4 protein-coding genes are annotated in these 2,856 nt (G+C 43.6%); 3 read left to right on the top strand and 1 reads right to left on the bottom strand.

What is annotated here, in order from left to right:
• Positions 1–303 precede the first annotated feature (303 nt).
• The 3 genes from VIN08_RS27190 (at position 304) to VIN08_RS27180 (ending at position 2,143) form a co-directional block, all read left to right on the top strand.
• Complete coding sequence (locus VIN08_RS27190) at positions 304–600, top strand: hypothetical protein (protein ID WP_331972589.1); 297 nt, start codon at positions 304–306, stop codon at positions 598–600.
• A gap of 68 nt (positions 601–668) precedes the next feature.
• Entirely contained in the window at positions 669–1,571 is a 903-nt protein-coding gene (locus VIN08_RS27185) for a LytTR family DNA-binding domain-containing protein (RefSeq protein WP_331972586.1), read from the top strand.
• A gap of 158 nt (positions 1,572–1,729) precedes the next feature.
• Positions 1,730–2,143 carry a hypothetical protein gene (locus VIN08_RS27180; protein ID WP_331972583.1) on the top strand — a complete coding sequence of 138 codons (414 nt, stop codon included), beginning with the start codon at positions 1,730–1,732 and terminating at the stop codon, positions 2,141–2,143.
• 210 nt (positions 2,144–2,353) lie between these two features.
• Here VIN08_RS27180 and VIN08_RS27175 read toward each other — a convergent pair.
• On the bottom strand, positions 2,354–2,856 hold a 503-nt coding region (locus tag VIN08_RS27175; protein WP_331972581.1), incomplete at its 5' end, for a hypothetical protein.

The following is a 2,856-nucleotide window of genomic DNA, read 5'->3' as shown; positions in this document are numbered from 1 at the left end:
CATTTTTTAGCGCGCTTAACATCTTTATCAAGACTTGCTGTTATAGGTATAGACGTAGATGAGGTAGCCCCTTGTGTAAAATATGTAGCGGATCAGAATTTTATTTGGTAATTTATCGTTCTAAAACAGGAAGCCTCGCCCATATTGGCTTGTCCGCATACTTCAGCATCTCAATTAGTCGTTTAATATATGTCTCAACAAAAAACGCAGACTATGTACGTACGATTGATACTTATCATTCTGGTTTTATGTTCTGCATGTCAGTCTGGGAAACTTCCTTGTCCTGACCCACAGTTTGCGAAGATGAAGAAGTCTTCTCCACGCAGAGGCTATTACGATCCTTCACCTCCTATATCGGCCAAAGCAGAGACGAACGATGAACAGCATCGCCAGTCCAGAGGCAACAAGAGCAATACAAAAACGATCACGCATGTATCGGTGGAAGAATGGGATTGCCCCCGCCCCGGTGTAAAGAAGTATATGCCGAAAGAGGTAAAGCAAAACATCCGCAAGAATATGAAGCGGATAAATTCCGGTGAACAGCAAAATGAAGCGGACTCCGTGCGCACTTCTTCTCGTAAAGATCTGCAGAAGCGTTAACCTTTCACCACAGCCACACAACTTTCATTCAATCAATTCGTATTTTTCGGAAGAGAAAGCCGATGCACATGAATTGGTCTGAACGATTAAAAGCTCCCTTTCCATTTTATATGGATGACGATCGCAAGAATATCATTTTTATTCTGGTGGTAAGTCTGTTTGTAGTAGGGTTTATGCATGTTTTCAGACCTTCGTTCTCACATCATACATTACTAACGGTGGGTCAAAAGTTTCTCTTCGGAGGTGTTACATTTTTTGTTTTGTTGCTGGACATTATCTTCCTGCCCAAGTTTTTTCCGAAGGCCTTCGATAATTTCACGATCGGTAAATATATACTGGTTACAGCCCTGCACCTTATTCTTATAGGTATAGCCAGCACCATTATCGATGAAGTATATATCTGTCCGCAACGAACGTTATGGGAGAATATAAAAGGTGCCAACCTGCAGGTAGCGCTTACGGGGTTTATGCCCGTAACAATCATTTTCTTTTTTCTGAAGAACAAAATGCTGCAACAGAACCTGCGAAGTGCATTGGCTGCCAACCAGGAATTGCAAAAGATCAAACATCTGAAAAAAGAAGTTGTATCGAAATCGCTCTCAGCCAACACACCGGTGGTGCTGCACTCTGATACCAGCGAAACGCTGAGTCTGCATTTGCCCGACCTGTTATTTATTGAAGCGGATGACAATTATTCTACCGTAGTGTGGAAGAACGGACAGGGCATTCAGAAAAAATTACTGCGTGTTAACCTGAAGAACATCGAGTCGCAGATCAACAATGCCTACGCTATTCGCTGCCATCGCTCCTATATTGTGAATGTAAATGTGATCAGCAACATTACCGGCAACACGAACGGTTATAAGCTTCAGATACTGGACACCGATCATTTTATTCCTGTATCACGACAAAAAGGAAAAGAAGTGATCGAAAAGATCCAGCAGCTCCGGAATATGATGGAGCTCGCCTGATACTACACTTGTGTTTTTCACTGGCTGTTTACCCCAAAAGCTTTTCGTTTACCCCATCACTTTGCCATCTGCGACAGTTCTGCGGCTGTTTACTTCATTACGCGAAAACTTTTGATTCCCGCCCCGTTCTTCGCGTAATCAATTTTAAAAAACGGCTTATGAAAAATATTATCCTCATCGCGACATTGGTAGTGACTACTATTACTGCAGCTACTGCCCAGGAAAAGACCGCTCCGCGTACCGAGTACGTTGTAGAACTCTCTGCTTCAACACTTGAAATTAAGCCCGGTGAAACCAAAGATGTAGCCATCACTTTCAACCGCTCAAAGTCTTTTGCCAAGTCGGCTGCAACGCTGGGGCTATCGTCTGGTTTGCCGGAAGGCGTTACTGTAACCTTCGAACCTGCAGAAGGTGTGATGGAAAGCAGCGTGGCTAAAATCTCTGTTGCTCCTGCAACAAAAGCTGGCAGCTACATGGTAATCCTCAACAGCACCATTGCCCATAAGAGTAAAGGAAAAACGCTGAAGCTTGTTGTGACTGAATCTAACGGTGAAGCTGTAACGAGAAATTAAGTTTTAGCTATAAGCTTTGAGTTACGAAAGAATAACTCAAAGCTCACTATATATCACCACAAGGGGGGTTCGGTTTTGTTGTGTGGCTCTGCACAAAAAATACTCGATTGGTTTGGTTTCCTTCCCCCTTGTTTTTTAGCTGCGAGCTATGGATGTTGAATTTCGGGAGATTGCTCTCGTAATTCGAATAGCGGCTCGCAGCTATCTTTTTTATTCCAGTCTTATGCTCTCAATGGCTATACCATGTTTACCTGACAGTTGATCGGCAGGTATACCGGGGCCAATGGAGATCTGCAATGTTTCGCAGGTTGTTATACTAAACGGCTGCGTGCCCGATGGCTTAAAGAAATATGGCAGGAAGCTCGGATACGGGCGCGGCAATGTTACCAGCTTTACCGGCTGTAATTTTTGCAGATCGAGTATATATTCATCTGCGGATAGCCCTACCGTAATAACAGCTCCGTATGCTGAACCATCTTTTTGCACTAATGCAATCTGTAACTGACATGGAGCATCATTCAACGCGCGTCCGCGAAAGACAATCTTCTTCTTTGCTGTCAGATCATTTTTACGTGCAGCTATAGCGTTACCAAAAAAATAGCGCATCGAGTAATCATGCACGGCTTCGCCATTCTTGTTTTCAGGATCTGCGGTAAATAGTTTTTCTACATTTACCAGCAACTCAGATTTGCCCGGTGCATCCAATGGTACCA

Source organism: Ohtaekwangia sp. (genome assembly GCF_036568665.1).
Taxonomy (GTDB): domain Bacteria; phylum Bacteroidota; class Bacteroidia; order Cytophagales; family Cyclobacteriaceae; genus Ohtaekwangia.
This window is presented reverse-complemented; position numbering and strand designations above follow the sequence as displayed.

Bases quoted from the DNA above. Each gene is read 5' to 3' on its own strand.
- VIN08_RS27190 (WP_331972589.1), top strand. From the start codon at position 304: ATGAAGAAGTCTTCTCCACGCAGAGGCTATTACGATCCTTCACCTCCT.
- VIN08_RS27185 (WP_331972586.1), top strand. From the start codon at position 669: ATGAATTGGTCTGAACGATTAAAAGCTCCCTTTCCATTTTATATGGAT.
- VIN08_RS27180 (WP_331972583.1), top strand. From the start codon at position 1,730: ATGAAAAATATTATCCTCATCGCGACATTGGTAGTGACTACTATTACT.